This window comes from Natronosalvus rutilus (assembly GCF_024204665.1).
Taxonomy (GTDB): domain Archaea; phylum Halobacteriota; class Halobacteria; order Halobacteriales; family Natrialbaceae; genus Natronosalvus; species Natronosalvus rutilus.
This window is the reverse complement of sequence record NZ_CP100355.1, coordinates 1027818-1042442: the sequence shown is the minus strand read 5'-3', so window position 1 is coordinate 1042442 and position 14625 is coordinate 1027818. Positions and strand designations below refer to the sequence as shown.

The window sequence follows — 14625 nt, the reverse complement described above, 5'->3', positions numbered from 1 at the left end:
CCCGAGACGGCGGTTCGGCCGGGGAACGACCTGCTAGCGCTCTTCCCGCTCGCTCCGGAGCCACGCCTGGATGAGCTCGTTCACGTTGTGAAAGATGACGGCGACGGTGAACAGGGTCGTCGCCAGGTAGATCACGAAGCCGGGTGGCCCGCCGACGGTGGCACCGAGGATGCCGCCGGTGATGCCGACGACGGTGAGTTCGAGCCACGTCAGGAGCACTCGAGAGCCCAGCCGTGGTGGTGACGACTCGAGCGCTCGCGACTCCGATTCCGGTCGGCTGTCGGGACGGTCGCTCGATCGTTCATCGCTGTACCCTCTCTCCATCAGTAGGACTCACCCGCTTCGATCGGTCCGCTGAACGTGGAGTAGAGGACCACGAAGTAGACGAAGATCAGCGGGAGCAAGATCGCCGCCCCGATCGACATGAGGTTGAGCGGGAGTGTCGAGACGATGGCCGACTCGACCGTCAGGCCGCCGGCCCGGTCGATCGCCGGGTACATTAGGCCGGCGACGATGCCGACCAGTGCGAAGACGAGCCCCGCGGCGGCGACGAAGGCGAGGTAGTAGCGGTCCTCCCGCGTCGCCAGCGCGTACACGCCGGCGAGGGCGAGCGTCACGACGACGAGCGCGACCACCGGCGCGGAGAACAGGCCTGGTCGGAGGTCGGGCGCCGCGACGTAGACAGAGCCAATCGTCGCCACGACCAGGACGAGGTACGCGCCGAGCGCCCGGTAGCCGTCAGTCCGGAGGTCGTCGCGCAGGTCTCCTCGCGTCTTCAGCCGGAGGAACGCCGCACCGTCGACGACGGTCAGCGCGACGAGGGCGAGTCCGACGATAATTCCCGGCAGCGTGACGATCGTCGTCGCACCCAGCAGCCAGTTCGCCGTAAACATCCCCAGGAAGAACGGCGCCGTGAGGCTGCCGACGACGAACGCCCGCCCCCACCAGGTCTGCCACGTCTCGTCGTGGCGCTGTTCGTACATCTCGGGGGAGAGTCCGCGAACGATGAGCGCGCCCAGGATAGCGAACATCAGGAGGTAGTGGCGGCTGAACAGGTTGGCGTAGACGGACGGGAACGCCGCGAACATGGCCCCGCCGAACACGACGAGCCACACCTCGTTGCCGTCCCAGAACGGTCCGATCGCGGCGAGAAGCTGTTCGCGCTCCTCGGCGTCCTCTCGCGTCGCGAACAGCGCGCCGGCACCGAAGTCGAACCCGTCGAGGAACAGGAACGTCCCGAGGATGAAAAACAGGAGGCCGAACCAGAGGTCCGCGAGCGGGAGTCCGAACAGCGGTTCGGCCGCGAGCGCGTCGACGTCAGTCATCGACGCTCACCTCGGATGCCGGCGTCTCGGACGCGTCTCGAGCGGCGGATCCGTCGACGTCCGGCGGCCCGGCGCGAACGATCCTGGCGACGACGTACGCGTAGAGCGTGAGCAAGCCAAGGTAGACGACGGCGAACCCGGCGAGCGTCAGCGTCGCTTCGGCGCCAGTAAGTCCCGGCGAGACGCCGTCGCTCGTCCGCATGACGTCCTGGATGACCCAGGGCTGGCGGCCGACCTCGGTGACGATCCAGCCCAGTTCGACCGCGACGATCCCGAGCGGCGCCGAGAGCATCAGCGCCTTGTGGAGCAGGTCGTCCTCGAGGAGTTCGCCGCGCCACCAGCGGTAGCCGCCCCAGACGGCCAGCAGGATAAACCAGAAGCCGAGCGCGACCATGATGCGAAATGCCCAGAAGACGATCGCGACGGGCGGCTGGGGCCCCTCGAACTCCTCGAGACCCTGAATCGTCGCCTGCGGGTCGCCGCCGCTGGCGAGCCACGACGCCCCGCCGGGGATGCCGATGCCGAAGACGTTCTTCGCGCGTGGATCGAGCAGGTCGGTGAGACTCGTCGGGAACGCGACGAGGTACTCGGGGACGTAGGTGTCGGTCTCCCAGACGGCCTCCATCGCGGCGAACTTCTGGGGTTGAGTCTCGAAGACGTGGCGGGCGTATAGATCGCCGTGGATCACCTGCAGCGGTGCGGTGACGATCAGTGCGATCAGGCCGAACTTGAGCGTCGTCTCCCAGAAGTCGACGTTCTCGACGGGGTAGTCCCACACGTGATGGCGAAAGACGAAGTACGCACCGAGGCCGGCCATGAACAGCGCGACCGATTCCACTGCCGCGTTTTGCATGTGGACGAACATCCACGGGAACCGGGGGTTGGCGTAGGCGGCAATCGGGTCGACCAGGGTGACGATCACCTGGTCGTTCTCGGTAACCAGTTCGTAGCCCCGCGGCGTCTGCATCCAGGAGTTCGCGATCAGAATCCAGACGGCCGACAGCCAGGTTCCCAGGCCGACGGCCACCGCCGAGACCATGTACAGCGCGTCGCCGACGCGCTCGCGGCCGAAGACGAAGACGCCGAGGAACGTCGCCTCGAGCATGAACGCCATCATCCCCTCGAGCGCGAGCGGGCCGCCGAACAGTTCGCCGGCGGTCGTCGAGAACGCCGCGAAGTTGGTGCCGAACTCGAACTCGAGGACGATCCCCGTCACGGTTCCGACGACAAAACTCACGGCGAAGATCTTCGTCCAGAACCGGCGCAACTGCTCATAGATGGCCTCGCCGGTTCGAATGTCCTTCCACGTGAAGTAGACGAGAAACGGCGCGAGGCCCATGCTCATCACGGGAAAGATGATGTGGACGATGGTCGTGAGGGCGAACTGGAGCCGACTCGCGAGGACCGGGTCGATCATCGCGGGACGTACCCGTCGTCACTGTTCGGTTCGTCGCACACTACGACCGAGCCGTCGGCCGGGTGTAAAACCGAGCCCATTGGTGGAGATAGGGGCAACGTCCCCCTATCGTTTGTGGTCGGAACATCGAACGTCTTACAGGAACGAAACGAGCGCCGGGGTGGAGGCGTCGGCGGGGCTTCGTGAAGACCCCACACTAGCCAGCGACGAAGTTTATAACCGAGCGGGACATAGGACCGCTCGACCGAATGGAAGAGAGTATTTCGGGATTCAAAGTCCGTGGTGACTGGGGCGACGTCGTCGAGCACGGCGAGCGGATCACCCAGGCGCTCCGCGAGACGGGCGTCGACGATCCCGACCTCGACGCTGGCGTGCGGTTCGCGCGCGCGTTCAACGAGTGGGACGAGTGGCGACCCAAGGCCCACGAGCGCCTCGAGACCGAGGTCAGCGAGAAGACGGCCGAACAGGCCAGCGTCGAGGAGGGCAAGGGCGAAAAGGCCGGCAAAAATCCCGACGAAGACCTGAAAACGGCCGGCGAGAAGCTGTCCGCCTCCTACGAGGCCCTCGAGGCCGACGAGGCCGACGAGGCCGTCGATAGCTGGCGGGAGTCGGTCGATTACGTCGCGCGCGCGGCCGACACCGCCAGTCGAAAGGCGATTCGGCGGGTCGAAGACACCGTCTACCAGAAGGTGATGACCCAGCTCGCGCCGTACTACTTCGACAACGAACTCGTCAGCGCGAACATCCAGCAGAGCGGCCGGGGCAACGCCGATCGGTTTGTCTTCGAGGTGAACGTCAACGACGACGTCCTCAAGGCCGACGTCTCGGAGCGACTCGCCGAGTACGAAGACGAGGTCGACCGCTGGCACGTCGAAACCGAGAAGGACACGGAACGAGCCGAGGCTGTCGAGGGCGTCGAGCCGCCGCCAGAGCCCAGCGACGGGTCGCGATCGACGACGAACTGACGACGGCACATTCCTCTCTTCCCCTCCATCATCCGACAATTATCCGATGCGTAGCGATCGGTGAGCGACCACGAGGTGCCTACGAACAGCCTCGAACCGCGTCCGGCGACGCCGCTGGGTCGGCACACACTTGTACCGGTTGGCCGAATAGCGAACGAATGGTCGAGATCGCGACCCTCCTGACCTTCGCCCTCGCCGCCCTCGCCAGCCTCTTCATGGCCTGGGCGATCGGTGCCGGCTCGAGCGGCTCCACCCCGTTCGCCCCCGCCGTCGGCGCGAACGCCATTTCGGTGATGCGAGCGGGCTTTCTGGTCGGAATACTCGGGTTCGCCGGTGCCGTCTTGCAGGGAGCGAACGTCTCCGAAGCAGTCGGCGCGGAACTCATCAATGGCGTCGTCCTCTCGCCGGCCGCCGCCACCCTCGGACTGTCGATCGCCGCCGTGTTGGTCGCTATCGGCGTCTTCGCGGGCTACCCCATAGCGACGGCGTTCACGGTGACGGGATCGATCATCGGCGTCGGTCTCGCGATGGGCGGGACGCCGGCCTGGCCCAAATATCAGGAGATTGCCGCACTGTGGCTGCTCACGCCCTTCGTCGGCGGCGGGATCGCGTACCTGATCGCCCGACTGCTTCGGGACGAACCCGTCTCCGAACGAACGCTCATCGTCGGTCTCGCCGGCGTCGTCGGCGTTCTCCTCGCGAACATCGAGTTCGCCGCCCTCGGCGGGGCCGGCGAGAGCGCGTCGCTGGCGCTCGCAGCGGGTGACGCCGTTCCCGGCCCCGCGCTCGTCGGCCCGCTCGCGGTGACTGCCCTCGTCGCTCTCTTCTGGGCGCTCCTCTTCTGGACCGACACGCGCGGAACGATCGAGCGCGGCGAGCGACACTTCCTGCTCGTCCTCGGAGGATTGGTCGCATTCTCGGCGGGCGGGAGCCAGGTCGGCCTCGCCATCGGCCCCCTGCTCCCCCTCTCGGGCGACCTCGAGATCCCCCTCACGGCGCTGCTGGTCGGCGGCGGCGTCGGCCTCCTGGTCGGCTCCTGGACGGGCGCTCCGCGGATGATCAAGGCGATCTCCCAGGACTACTCCTCGCTCGGACCCCGCCGGTCGATCGCCGCGCTCATCCCCTCGTTCGCCATCGCCCAGTCGGCCGTCCTCTACGGCATTCCGGTCTCGTTCAACGAGATCATCGTCAGTGCGATCATCGGGAGCGGCTACGCCGCCTCGAGCGCCGACGGCGGCGGGGTAAGCGCCCGAAAGATGGGATTGACCGTGCTGGCGTGGGTGCTCTCGTTGGCCGGGTCGATCGTCCTCTCGTATGCGGGCTTTCGACTCGTCGACTGGGTCATCCTGTAACCGGCCGCGGATCGAACGGATTTTGGTCGCTCGGGCCCGACGTCGAGTATGGCAGACGCCCAGCCGATCCAGTGGCGGCGGGACGCGACGACCTCGCGCGCGGTGCGAGCGCTCTGGGCGTTCGGCGTCGGGACGTTCTTCGCTGTCATCTCGATCGTCGCCGTCTGGCGAGTGTTCGACCTGCTCGGACAGGCCGGAACGACCATCCTGTCGACGACCGTCGCCGGTACCGGATTCGATCTGACGAGCGCACAGGCCGTCCTCGTCGCCGCCCTCCTCGGTCTGGCCGCGTCAATTCTCGCCCTCGCCGCCAGCGCCCACACGCAGGCACACCTCGAGCGACTCTCCGCAGGCCTTCCGCTTCCGGTGTCGACCTCCGACGAGCGTGGCCTCCAACGAGCGATGGACGCGGCCCTCGGCACGCTCGCCATGGTCGGCGTCGTCGGCGCGTTGATGTTCGCCGGCCGTCTCGTCTCCCAGGGCGACTTACTCGCCGTCGGGGCCGGCCCGTTCACGTTTCTCGCCGCGTTCTCGCTCCCGCTCGCGCTGATCGCACTCGTCGGTTCCTCGTTCCTGCGCTCCGTGGGGACCATCGACGCCGACGAGGGCGTTATCTACCTCCACGACCCCGAAGAACGGATCGCCCTCGAGCACCTCGAGGACGCGTCCGTCCGAACGGTAGGTGACACCGCAATCGTCACCCTCGAGTACGCTACCCCCGGCGGCCAGTACGTGCCCGGCCCACGGCGACTGGTCGTCCCGCCGGTCGTGGCGCGGGAACTCGAGGGGCTGGTCGGGCGGTCTCAGTAGCGCGAGATCGGTTCGGTGTTCGAGCGTCTCTCCTCATCGCTCCAGTGCTCGAGTGGGACTCGTCAATTCGACTTTCGAGGTACCTCCGCACGACGCTCGAGTAGCCACCCCATCGTTTCGGCCTTCGAATGTGCCTCTGAACGGCAAAACAGACCGCTTCGCGGGTCGAGTCCGTCGGTCCGACCGGTTACTCGTCTTCGATTGTTACGCTCTCGTCCGTGTCCGCGTCTCCGTTTCCGTTCTCGTTCCCACTTCCGTCTCCATCGTCGCCGTCACTGTCGTCACGAGGCTCGTCCTCGTCCCCGTCCACATCGACCGCTTCTCCGTCCTCCTCGAGGCCGAGTTTTTCGAGTCGAGCCTTCATGATTCGGGTATTTTCGACCTCTTCGACGGTGATCTCGACGCCTCCGTCGTCGTCGTACATGATGGTTTCGCCCTCCTCCACCAGGCGCCCGGCACGATTGAAGATGAACCCCGCGATGGTCTCGAACTCCTCGCCCTCGGGGAGTTCGATGCCGAGGGCCTCGTTGACCTCCTCGATGTTGACCTCGCCGCGGACGACGACAGTGTCGTCGTCGACCTCCTCGACCGGTTCCTCCTCGCCGCCCTCGAGGATCTCGCCGACGATCTCCTCGACCATGTCCTCCATCGTCACCAGCCCCTCGGTGGTGCCGAACTCGTCGATGACGATGGCCATGTGCATCCGGTTTTCGCGCATCTCGCCCAGCAGTTCGTCGACGTTCTTCGACTCCGGGACGTGCAGCGTCGGACGAATCACGTCCTCCATCGTGAGATCCGTCGACTCGCCGTAGTTCAGGTCTCGGACGAGGTCCCGGATGTGGACGACGCCCTGGACGTTGTCCAGGCTGCCCTCGTAGACCGGAATCCGGGCGTGGCCGCTCTGGATGCTGGTCTCGATGGCCTCGTCGATGCCGGCATCCCGCGGCACGGCCGTCATGTCGAGTCGGGGCGTCATCACCTCCTTGACGATAGTGTTGTTGAACCTGAAGATCCGGGTGAGCATCTCGTGTTCTTCCTCCTCGAGGACGCCCTCGCGCTCGCCCGATTCGATCATTTCCTGGATCTCGTCGCGGGTGACGTAGGGCGTTTCGATGGCGCCGGTCGCCGAACCAGTCAGGCGGTTGATCTGGCGGGTGAGGTAATCGAAGAGGACGACGAGGGGGTAGAGCAGGTACTCGGTCGCTTTGAGCGGTTTCGCCGTTCGAATCGACCAGGTCTCGGTGTGCTCGATGGCGTAGGACTTGGGAGCGCTTTCGCCGAACAGGAGGACGATTGCGGTGATGCCGAAGGTCGCCATAAACACCCCGGCCAGGCCGCCAAAGTGAATCGACAGGACGGCCGTCGCGATGGACGACATGGCGATGTTGGCGATATTGTTGCCGACCAAAATCGTGACCAGGAGCCGATGGGGATCCGATTTGAGCGCCTGCACCCGCTCGGCGCCGGGAACGCCCTCTTCGGCCATCGACTCGACGCGGTGTTTCGGCAGGGAGAACAACGCGATCTCCGAGGACGAGAAGAAGGCGGAGACCCCGATGAGCAAGATTACGGTGATCCCACCGAGGATCGTCACGATCGATTCGTCCATCTCCAGCCCCAGTCCTGGGACCGTGTACGCGAACACGACCGCTTCGAACAGCGAATACACCATTAACTCCCTGTCTGTTATCACCGGACTGATTAACGTTTTACCCTTTTGAGCCCCGACACCGTTTTTGCACTCGTCTCCCAATCGGGAGTTATGTCAGCACCGACCGACTCGCCGCGGACGCTGTATCGACTGCAGGGGTGTCCCTACTGCGAACGGGTCGTCTCTCGACTGCAGACGTACGGCCTCGAGTATCGATCGCGCTTCGTCGAACCGATGCACTTGCGACGGAACGCGGTCAAGCGCGCGGCCGGGGTCCGGTCGGTTCCCGTCCTCGTCGACGAAGAAACCGGCGTTACGATGGCCGAGAGTGCGAACATTGTCGACTACCTGGATTCGGTTTACGGTGATGGCGCTGCAGGTACTATGGGGGCTGCGGAGGCTGCAGGCAACCGAGGTGACGACTAGTGGTCGACTTCGACGTCGTCGACCTCGGGCCGGCCGATCACCCCGAAACGGGAACGGCAGCGCCGGACTTCATCCGACCACTCGTCTCGAGCGAATTCTGGGAGGATCGATCGTTGGCCGACCTCGCGTCCGACGAGGATGGCGACGGCCTTATCCTAGTGTTCACCCCCATGATCGGCTCGTTCGTCGCCCAGTACGTCTGGACGGAACTCGCCGAACGAGACTGGAACGAGCGCGCCCACGTCGTCGGCGTCTCCGCCGCGAACCCCTACGGCATTGCTGGCTTCCTCGAGGAACGCGACCTGCCGTTCGAGATCGCCGCCGATCCGGGCAACGACGTCGCCGAAAAGTACGGAATCGCTCACGACCTGGACGGGATGGCCGGCCTTAGCGAGCCACGTGTCGCCTTCTTCGCCGTCGACGCCGACCTGACTGTGACGGAGTCGTGGGTCGCCACCGAGTGGCCCGAATTCCCCGACTACGACGCGCTCGAGGAGACGCTGGGGCTCGCGTAGCGGACAGCTTCTCAGAAACCGGCTCAGGAAATCGGGATCGGTCGGCACGAACGCTCGAGTGCTCGAGCGCCTCAGAAACCAGTCTAGTACGAACACTTCGAGTACCCGAGCACCCGAGCGTCCGCTCACCGCGAGTTGAGGCCCGGATAGTCCACGATAATCCCATCGACGCCGACCGATCGCAACTGGTCGAACTGGATCCAGGTGTCGACCGTCCAGACGTTGATCGTTCGTCCCTCGTCGCGAGCGACCTCGAGCAGGTCGACCGTCGGCGGTTCCGAGACGCCGGCGTACGGTTCCGTCGACAGCGCCGTCCCGGCAATCGCGTTTCGTGGCGGATGGATCGCCTCGCTGTCGTACTCGCGGGCGACTTCGAGGCCCGTCTCGAGGTCGTCCGCGACGAGCGTTCCGATGGAATACTCGGGTGCCACGTTCCGGGTGGCCGCGAGCGCGCCAGCACAGAACGACGAGAACAGCACCTCGCCGTCGAACCCGTCACAGACCTCGACGACGCGCTCGACGAACGGCTCCCAGATCGCTCGGCGTTCGGCGCGCGCACTCGGCGACAGCGATTCCGCCGGACGGATCGACGGGTTCCCCGGGTTCTTGAGTTCGACGTTGACGCCGACGCCGGGGCCGACGGCCTCGAGGAACGCCTCGAGGGTCGGGACCGTTTCGTCCGTCTCCAGGACCCGGGCGTTCGAGAGGGCCTCGAGTGTCTGCTCCCACACCAGCCCCTCGGAATCGGTGAGCGGACGTCCGTCGCGGGTTCCCTCGAGTCGGTCGTCGTGAATCACGACCGGCGTCCCGCAGGCGGCCGGCTGGACGTCGATCTCGATCATGCCCGTCGAGGGGTGCTCGCTGGCGATTCGGGCCGCCTCGATCGTGTTCTCGGGGGCGATTCCGGCGAATCCGCGGTGGGCGATGACCGCTGGCTCGGGCATGGCTAGCAGGATGGCCGGAGGCGAGTTGTAGGTTCCGAGTCCGAACTACTCGCGAAGCGTCGCTAGCGTCGCCGCCGCCTCGTGGGCCGCCTCGAGGCACGCCTTCGCGTACCGCGGGTCGTCGGCCTCGGCGGCCGCTCGCGAAAATCGCTCGAGTGCAGTTACGAGCGCGTCCGTGCCGGCCTCGAGGTCGCTGCCGACGTCGACATCCGACCCGGAACCGCTCGATGGGATAGGCGACGGCGCTCGGCTTGTTTCAGCGGTTTCGGTGGTTCCGGGGGTGTCGGAAGCATCGGCGAGGCCGGAGGTATCGGACGTCTCGCGAGAGGCCCCCGGTCCTGGTCCCTCGTTCACCGTACTGGAGGTGGCGCGGGTTTCGGGCGCCGCCGCCGATCGGTTTGCGTCAGTGGCGTCAGCACTGACGCTCGAGGCCGCGTTCTCGGGGTCGTTCGCGGCTTCCGTCTCCCCGGCAGGTACCTCGTTCGAGGGGTGTTCGTCTGCTCGCGTCCCCCCGGTCGACCCCGCTGCTGTGGCCCGATCCTCATCGCCGGTACCGTCGTCGACTGATGCCTCGACGCCCTCCGGCCCGCCGTGACAGCTCGGGCAGAACGTGGTCCCCTGATAGCGAAAGAGGGGGTCACCGCAGACGTCGCAGTGGGTATTGGTCATCGTCGCTCCCTTGAGCAAGAGGTCGCTCATCCGCTGGGTCGCCTCGCGATCAGCCTCGTCGCGCTCGTACTTCTTTCGAAGCTTCTCGCGTTCGGCTTCCTTGTCGAAGTCGCTCATATCCGGTGTATGGGAGGCAAACGTCGAAAAAGCTACGGACTGACGCGGGCTGGCGCCGGCCTCGAGGTTGTATCGCCCTGCCCGCTCACTCGACCCGGCGATACATTCCCTTCGACGCCGGGCGGGTCTCCTCGAAACCGAACCGCTCGTAGAACCCGTCGACGTCGGCCAGCAGGTTGACGTACGCAGACTCTGGCGCCGTCTCCTCCATGTAGTCCCATAGTCGGTCCATGATGTGCGTGCCGAGTCCCCGCCCCTGGTGGTCCGGGTGGACGGCCATGTCTGAAATGTGATAAACCGCCCCGTCGTCGCCGACGATGCGCCCCATGCCGACCGGTTCGCCCGAGGGGTCATGAGTCACGTGCACCGCGAACACCGAATTTGGGAGACCGCGCTCGACCGCCTCGAGCGACCGCGGGGCCATGTCCGCGGCTTCCCGGAGGGCGACGAACGCTTCGGGGCTCGGCGGCCGGGAAACGAGGGTGTACGGCCCCGGGAGGTCGGCTTCGGGCCCCTCGGTATCCTCGGCTCCCTCGCTCCCCTCGACTGCCGCGCCGTTCGTCTCGCCGAGTACCGCTCGTTCGACCGCGTCGACGGCCGCCTCCGGCGTCTCGACAGTCTCCACGCCGGGGACGTCGTGGGTCTCGAGGCCGACGACCGGGCGACCGTATACGAGGGCGAAACCGATCTCCGAGAGGGTTCCGGGACCGCCAGATAGCGCGACGACCGCATCGCCGTTCAGCGGAACGAGCGCGTTCCGGGCGTGACCCATTCCGGTCGTGATCACCGTATCGACGAAGGGGTTCGCATCCGCGCGCTCGCTCGAGGGGAGGATGCCGATGGTTTCGCCGCCGGCTTGGCGTGCCCCCCGACAGACCGCCTCCATCGTCCCCCCGCGGCCGCCACAGACGACCGCGTGGCCGCGTCGGCCCAGTTCACGACCGACCGCGACCGCCTGCTCGGTCTCCTCGTCCGTGATCGACCCACCGCCGACGACACTGACGCGCATGCTCGAGGGAGGGTCGCGAGCGTTCAAGGCTGGTTCGATTCCCGACGATCGCCGGCGACTCGAGCGTGTCTGCCCACGGATCGTCTGATCGCCCGAACCGTGCTGCGAACCCGTCTTTCCGACGGATTTAACGCCCTGGCAGGAGACGGTGAACGTGGTATGACAAAAGTGAGCGTGGTCGGCGCGGCCGGCACCGTCGGGGCCGCGGCGGGCTACAACATCGCACTGCGCGGGATCGCTGACGAACTCGTCTTCGTCGACATTCCGGACAAGGAAGACGACACGGTCGGCCAGGCGGCCGACGTCAACCACGGCGTCGCCTACGACTCGAACACGGTCGTCCGCCAGGGCGGCTACGAGGACACGGCGGGATCGGACGTCGTCGTCATCACGGCCGGCATTCCGCGCCAGCCAGGCCAGACCCGGATCGACCTCGCGGGCGACAACGCCCCCATCATGGAGGACATCGGCTCCTCGCTCGCCGAGCACAACGACGACTTCGTGACGATCACCACCTCGAACCCGGTCGACCTGCTGAACCGGCACCTCTACGAGACGGGTGATCGAAGCCGGGAACAGGTGATCGGCTTCGGCGGCCGCCTCGACTCCGCCCGGTTCCGGTACGTCCTCTCCCAGCGCTACGACGTCCCCGTCCAGAACGTCCAGGCGACGATTCTCGGTGAACACGGCGACGCGCAGGTGCCCGTGTTCTCGAAAGTACGCGTCGACGGCGAGGATCGCACCTTCGACGACGACGAGAAGGAGGAGATTCTGAACGAACTCCAGACCTCCGCGATGAACGTCATCGAGAAGAAAGGCGCCACCGAGTGGGGCCCCGCCGCCGGCGTCGCCCACATGGTCGAGGCCGTCCTCCGTGACACCGGCGAAGTGCTGCCCGCCAGCGTCGTCCTCGAGGGCGAGTTCGGCCACGAAGACACCGCCTTCGGCGTCCCCGCGAAGCTCGGCTCGAACGGCGTCGAAGAGATCGTCGAGTGGGACCTCTCGGCCTACGAGCGCGAACAGCTGGGGGAGGCTGCCGAGAAGCTCACCGATCAGTACGGGAAGGTCGCCTGAAACGGGCTCGAATCGCGTTCTGACGGCGAATCTCGAGTTTGAATTAGATAGCTGATAGCGACAGGAGTGGAATCCGACTCGAGGAGCGAAAGAAGGGAACGATCAGCGTCTCCGCGAGAGCCGAACTAGCCGTCCTCGAGAAATCGCAACTGGCGTCTCAGAACGGGCCACCGCCACCCATCCCGCCCATTCCGCCGCCGCCCTGCTGTTGCATCTGCTGCATCATCCGCTGCATCTCCTTGTCCGATCCCATCCCCTGGAACTGCTTGAGGGTGCGCTCCATCATCTTGAACTGCTGGAGGAGTTCCCGAACGCTCTCCTCCGAGGTCCCGGAACCGCGAGCGATCCGGCGGATCTGATCGGCGCCGATCGCCCGTGGGTACTCCTTCTCGGCGTCGGTCATCGAGTCCATGATGACCTCGAACGTCCGCATCCGGTCCTGGGTGACGTCCATCGCGTCGTCGGGCAACTGGTCCTTGATCCCGCCGCCGAAGCCGGGAATCATGTCGAGCACCTGATCGAGGGGCCCCATATTGTTCATCGCCTCCATCTGCTTTTGCATGTCCTTCAGCGTGAACTGCCCCTCGAGCATGTCCTCGGGGTCCCAGTCGTCTTCCTCCTCGCCGGTATGCTCCATCGCGCGCTCGACGCGCTCGGCGAGCTGGGCGAGGTCGCCCATCCCCAGAAGTCGGGAGATGAATCCGTTGGGCTCGAAGCGCTCGATGTCCTGGACCTCCTCGCCGGTCCCGAGGAAGGCGATAGAGGAGTCGGTCTGGTCGACCGCCGTCAGCGCGCCACCACCCTTCGCCGTCCCGTCGAGTTTCGTGATGACGACGCCGTCGATGCCCACGGACTCGTCGAACTGCTGGGCCTGATCTTTCGCGCCCTGACCGATGGCCGCGTCGAGCACCAGCAGGCCGACGTCGGGGTCGACCACGTCCTCGATGTCCTCGATTTCGTCGATCAGATCGTCCTCCAGGGCGTGGCGACCCGCCGTGTCGACGATGTGGACGTCTGCCTCGCTTGTCGCCTCGAGGCCGTCGCGGGCGATCTGGACCGGGTCGTCGCCATCGGGGTCGCCGTAGAAGTCGACTTCCGCGCGCCGGCACATCTCTTTGGCCTGCTCGTAGGCACCGGGCCGGAACGTGTCGGTCTGGATCACGGCGGGCCGGAGCCCCTTCGTCGAGAACCACCACGCCATCTTCGCGGACGTGGTCGTCTTCCCCGATCCCTGGAGACCGGCCAGCAGGATGGTCTGTTCCTCGAGCGGGAGGTCGGTCGACTCACCGATGAGGTCGACCAGTTCCTCGTAGACGATGCGGAGGACAAAGTCGCGGGCGGGCGTTCCCGCCGGCGGCTCTTCCTCGAGCGCGCGGGTCTTGATGTTGTCCGAGAGCTCCATCACCAAGGAGACGTCGACGTCAGCCGACAGCAACGACCGCTGAATCTCCTTGACGACGTCCTCGACGTCCTCCTCGGAAATGCGCGACTTGCCGCGGAGTTTGTCGAGGGTGCCTCGGAGGGAACTTCCGAGATCGTCGAGTACCATTTGCATGCCGATAGGCGACGATGCGGTTAAAGCCTTGTCCGTTGACCGCAGTCACAGCGCCGCCAGTTCGTCAGGCACACCAATGGCGTGAATCCGGTCGCCCACACGAATCGGTTCGCGGCCTGCCGGGAACGGGTGGAGGTCGCCGTCGCGTTCGATTACCAGGACGGTTCCCGGAACCCACTCGACGAACTCGCCCTCGAGGTCGTCCCCGGTCTCGACCGTTCGCGCCGAAATCGTCTCCGGTGCACGCTGGATGCGCCGAACCAGTTCTCGTCCGTCGTCGGGTTCCGTGGCCCGGATCGCGAGGCGGTAGCGGTGCTCGTCCTCGAGATCCGCCGTCAAACCGGCCTCGACGAGGATCGTCGCAGTCTGATCGTCGACGTCGTGGACGCTCTCGAGCGGGCGGGTCGACGAGTCTACCGGGAGTTCCTCTCTTCGATGTCCGAACGAGTGGTCGAGACAGAGAGCGTGGTCGTCCTGTACGATCTGCGTGACGGCCACGAGCCACGGAACCGGCGACTGACGGTACAGGTATCAGACGTGGTGCTCGAGATTCCGTCGCCGAATCGTGGTGGTGCCGTAGGAACCGATCCGCGGGTACGGGTCAGCAAGTGTCGCTTCGCGCGTACGATTCCCGAACCCGCCGCCGGTGAACGGGGTTCGCTCGAGGAGCCGACGGCAGCTGGAAACGAGGGTGAACCTGTCGAGTCGGACTGACTCGAGGACGGGTGACCCGGTGACTCAAGCGGTGCGGGTGTCGTCGGTCGAGTCCATGCGGTATAGGCGATTCCAGGCGGTG

Annotated in this window: 15 protein-coding genes and 2 pseudogenes; 7 read left to right on the top strand and 10 right to left on the bottom strand. The window is 66.0% G+C overall.

Annotation, left to right across the window (positions count from 1 at the left end; genetic code table 11):
• Positions 1–33: 33 nt before the first annotated feature.
• From NGM29_RS05135 to NGM29_RS05125, 3 genes are read right to left on the bottom strand one after another with little or no spacing between them, the layout of a single operon-like run.
• A complete protein-coding gene (locus NGM29_RS05135) occupies positions 34–324 on the bottom strand; it encodes a hypothetical protein (protein WP_254159368.1) in 291 nt (96 codons plus the stop codon).
• Positions 324–1325, bottom strand: a complete 1002-nt coding sequence (locus tag NGM29_RS05130; protein WP_254159367.1) for a cytochrome d ubiquinol oxidase subunit II — start codon at positions 1323–1325, stop codon at positions 324–326. The genes NGM29_RS05135 and NGM29_RS05130 overlap by 1 nt, the downstream gene beginning before the upstream one ends.
• Entirely contained in the window at positions 1318–2742 is a 1425-nt protein-coding gene (locus NGM29_RS05125; RefSeq protein WP_254159366.1) for a cytochrome ubiquinol oxidase subunit I, read from the bottom strand. The genes NGM29_RS05130 and NGM29_RS05125 overlap by 8 nt, the downstream gene beginning before the upstream one ends.
• A gap of 248 nt (positions 2743–2990) precedes the next feature.
• On the opposite strand from NGM29_RS05125, the gene NGM29_RS05120 reads away from it, so the two are divergent.
• From NGM29_RS05120 to NGM29_RS05110, 3 genes are all read left to right on the top strand, one after another.
• Positions 2991–3707: a DUF5828 family protein gene (locus NGM29_RS05120; RefSeq protein ID WP_254159365.1), complete on the top strand. Its 717-nt coding sequence runs from the start codon at positions 2991–2993 to the stop codon at positions 3705–3707.
• 158 nt (positions 3708–3865) lie between these two features.
• On the top strand, positions 3866–5059 hold the full coding sequence (locus tag NGM29_RS05115) for an inorganic phosphate transporter (protein WP_254159364.1): 1194 nt from the start codon (positions 3866–3868) through the stop codon (positions 5057–5059).
• A 48-nt stretch (positions 5060–5107) separates the two neighbouring features.
• Complete coding sequence (locus tag NGM29_RS05110; protein ID WP_254159363.1) at positions 5108–5869, top strand: hypothetical protein; 762 nt, start codon at positions 5108–5110, stop codon at positions 5867–5869.
• Between the two features lie 187 nt (positions 5870–6056).
• Here NGM29_RS05110 and NGM29_RS05105 read toward each other — a convergent pair whose 3' ends face one another.
• A complete protein-coding gene (locus tag NGM29_RS05105; RefSeq protein ID WP_254159362.1) occupies positions 6057–7541 on the bottom strand; it encodes a hemolysin family protein in 1485 nt (494 codons plus the stop codon).
• Between the two features lie 90 nt (positions 7542–7631).
• On the opposite strand from NGM29_RS05105, the gene NGM29_RS05100 reads away from it, so the two are divergent.
• Together NGM29_RS05100 and NGM29_RS05095 are read left to right on the top strand one after the other, a co-directional pair.
• Positions 7632–7946, top strand: coding sequence for a glutaredoxin family protein (locus NGM29_RS05100; protein WP_254159361.1), 315 nt, complete (start codon positions 7632–7634; stop codon positions 7944–7946).
• The gene (locus NGM29_RS05095) at positions 7946–8461 is read left to right on the top strand and encodes a redoxin domain-containing protein (protein WP_254159360.1); all 516 of its coding nucleotides are present in this window, start codon (positions 7946–7948) and stop codon (positions 8459–8461) included. The genes NGM29_RS05100 and NGM29_RS05095 overlap by 1 nt, the downstream gene beginning before the upstream one ends.
• A gap of 125 nt (positions 8462–8586) precedes the next feature.
• Here the strand turns inward: NGM29_RS05095 and NGM29_RS05090 are convergent, their stop codons facing one another.
• The 4 genes and pseudogenes from NGM29_RS05090 to NGM29_RS05075 all read right to left on the bottom strand — a co-directional run.
• Positions 8587–9405 (bottom strand): glycerophosphodiester phosphodiesterase, encoded by an 819-nt coding sequence (locus NGM29_RS05090; protein WP_254159359.1) that lies wholly within the window; start codon positions 9403–9405, stop codon positions 8587–8589.
• Between the two features lie 45 nt (positions 9406–9450).
• A complete protein-coding gene (locus tag NGM29_RS05085) occupies positions 9451–10191 on the bottom strand; it encodes an Sjogren's syndrome/scleroderma autoantigen 1 family protein (protein ID WP_254159358.1) in 741 nt (246 codons plus the stop codon).
• 85 nt (positions 10192–10276) lie between these two features.
• Positions 10277–10681 (bottom strand): annotated as a pseudogene (locus tag NGM29_RS05080) (GNAT family N-acetyltransferase); the annotation flags it as partial.
• A gap of 72 nt (positions 10682–10753) precedes the next feature.
• Positions 10754–11200, bottom strand: a pseudogene (locus tag NGM29_RS05075) (TIGR00725 family protein); the annotation flags it as partial.
• A 159-nt stretch (positions 11201–11359) separates the two neighbouring features.
• Here NGM29_RS05075 and mdh point away from each other — a divergent pair.
• Positions 11360–12274, top strand: coding sequence for a malate dehydrogenase (gene mdh, locus NGM29_RS05070; RefSeq protein WP_254159357.1), 915 nt, complete (start codon positions 11360–11362; stop codon positions 12272–12274).
• A gap of 157 nt (positions 12275–12431) precedes the next feature.
• On the opposite strand, the gene NGM29_RS05065 is transcribed toward mdh, so the two are convergent.
• Together NGM29_RS05065 and NGM29_RS05060 are read right to left on the bottom strand one after the other, a co-directional pair.
• Positions 12432–13823: a signal recognition particle protein Srp54 gene (locus NGM29_RS05065; protein ID WP_254159356.1), complete on the bottom strand. Its 1392-nt coding sequence runs from the start codon at positions 13821–13823 to the stop codon at positions 12432–12434.
• A 51-nt stretch (positions 13824–13874) separates the two neighbouring features.
• On the bottom strand, positions 13875–14168 hold the full coding sequence (locus tag NGM29_RS05060) for a hypothetical protein (RefSeq protein ID WP_254159355.1): 294 nt from the start codon (positions 14166–14168) through the stop codon (positions 13875–13877).
• On the opposite strand from NGM29_RS05060, the gene NGM29_RS05055 reads away from it, so the two are divergent.
• Positions 14142–14543: a DUF7125 family protein gene (locus tag NGM29_RS05055; protein ID WP_254159354.1), complete on the top strand. Its 402-nt coding sequence runs from the start codon at positions 14142–14144 to the stop codon at positions 14541–14543. The two genes, NGM29_RS05060 and NGM29_RS05055, sit on opposite strands and share 27 nt — an antisense overlap.
• Positions 14544–14625 lie beyond the last annotated feature (82 nt).